Source organism: Granulicella aggregans (assembly GCF_014203275.1).
GTDB lineage: Bacteria > Acidobacteriota > Terriglobia > Terriglobales > Acidobacteriaceae > Edaphobacter.
In genome coordinates this window covers 1-1,358 of sequence record NZ_JACHIP010000078.1, presented here as the reverse complement: position 1 = coordinate 1,358, position 1,358 = coordinate 1, and the positions used below count along the sequence as shown (strand labels likewise).

Annotated in this window: 1 protein-coding gene; it reads left to right on the top strand. The window is 56.5% G+C overall.

What is annotated here, in order from left to right; all coding sequences use genetic code 11:
- Positions 1 to 159: 159 nt before the first annotated feature.
- On the top strand, positions 160 to 1,358 hold a 1,199-nt coding region (locus HDF16_RS32340; RefSeq protein WP_246410508.1), incomplete at its 3' end, for a type IV secretion system DNA-binding domain-containing protein.

The following is a 1,358-nucleotide window of genomic DNA, read 5'->3' as shown; positions in this document are numbered from 1 at the left end:
GATTACTTGAAAAGCGCAGCCGGTTCCGAGTTCAAGATGCACAACTCGTTCCGACTGATTTACCTCTTCGGAGGTAAGAGAGCACCGCGCGTCGCTCAGCCCGAGGACTTTATTTCTGGGATAACCATACTTCCGAATGGGAAGGAGATCAGCGTCCAATTGTCGCCTGCAGCTACCGCCCAGGGCTTCACCAGCTTTGCGCGTGGCCCGGAACGGAAGATCGCGGACGAGGCCCTCTATTCGTGGTTCCGAGCCGCGATCTTTGGCGGCGATGATGTTCTCAGTGCCTACGGCTCTGCCTTGATCGAGACGGGTGTGGTCATCCTGTTTATGCTCTGTTTCGCGGTTCCGTGGGACTTCAAACGCGGTAAACGCATGAAGTATGGAAGGCTTCTGCGCGGCCCGGTGATGTCTTCCCCGAAGCAGTTCAACGAGATTCTCAAGGGTGAAGGGTTGGGCATCACGACCGACGAAAAGGGGATCATCATCCGCCTGCCCTTGCGGGCTGAAGCCAAGCATATACAGGTGATGGGTGACACGGGAGTCGGTAAAACGACCCTGCTGATTCGGATGCTTACGCAGATCGAGGACCGTGGAGAATCGGCCATCGTTTACGATCCGGCTGGCGAGTTCAGCCAGCGATTTTTTAGGGAAAACCGGAACGATGTGATTCTCAATCCTCTTGACGCCCGGATGCCCGATTGGGTGATTTCGAAAGAATTACGGAACGCGGCAGAGGCTCGAACCATAGCGGCGTCGCTCTACCAGCCCGTCGATGGGAAGGCGGGAGAATTCTTTACTGAGACCCCGCAGAAGATCTTCGCGCACCTGATGAAGTACCGTCCCTCGACACAGGATCTAGTGGCATGGATGTCTCATCCCGATGAGATCGACCGTCGCGTGAAGGGCACGGAGCTTGAGGCGATTATCTCGAAAGACGCAGCCGATCAGCGGAACGGTGTGCTCGGTTCTCTCGGCCTGATAGCCGACAGTCTTCGTCTTCTTCCTAGCAAAGAACAGTCCAACGGCAAGGAGTGGAGCGCCACGGAGTGGGCAGAAAAACGGGAAGGGTGGATCTTCCTTACCGGCACGGAAGCAGAGCAGGAAGCCCTTCGGCCTCTCCACTCTCTTTGGATCGACTTGCTCATCCTCCGGCTTCTAACAATCCCCAAAGAGGGACAGAAACGCGCCTGGTTTGTGCTCGATGAACTGGCAACTTTGCAGCGGCTTCCGCAGTTCCATAGCGCTCTTACGAAAGGCCGCAAGAGCGACAATCCCATCATCTTCGGCTACCAGGGCAAGGCCCAGCTAGAGGTGATTTACGGTCACCTGGCCGAGGTGATGCTCTCCCAACCAGC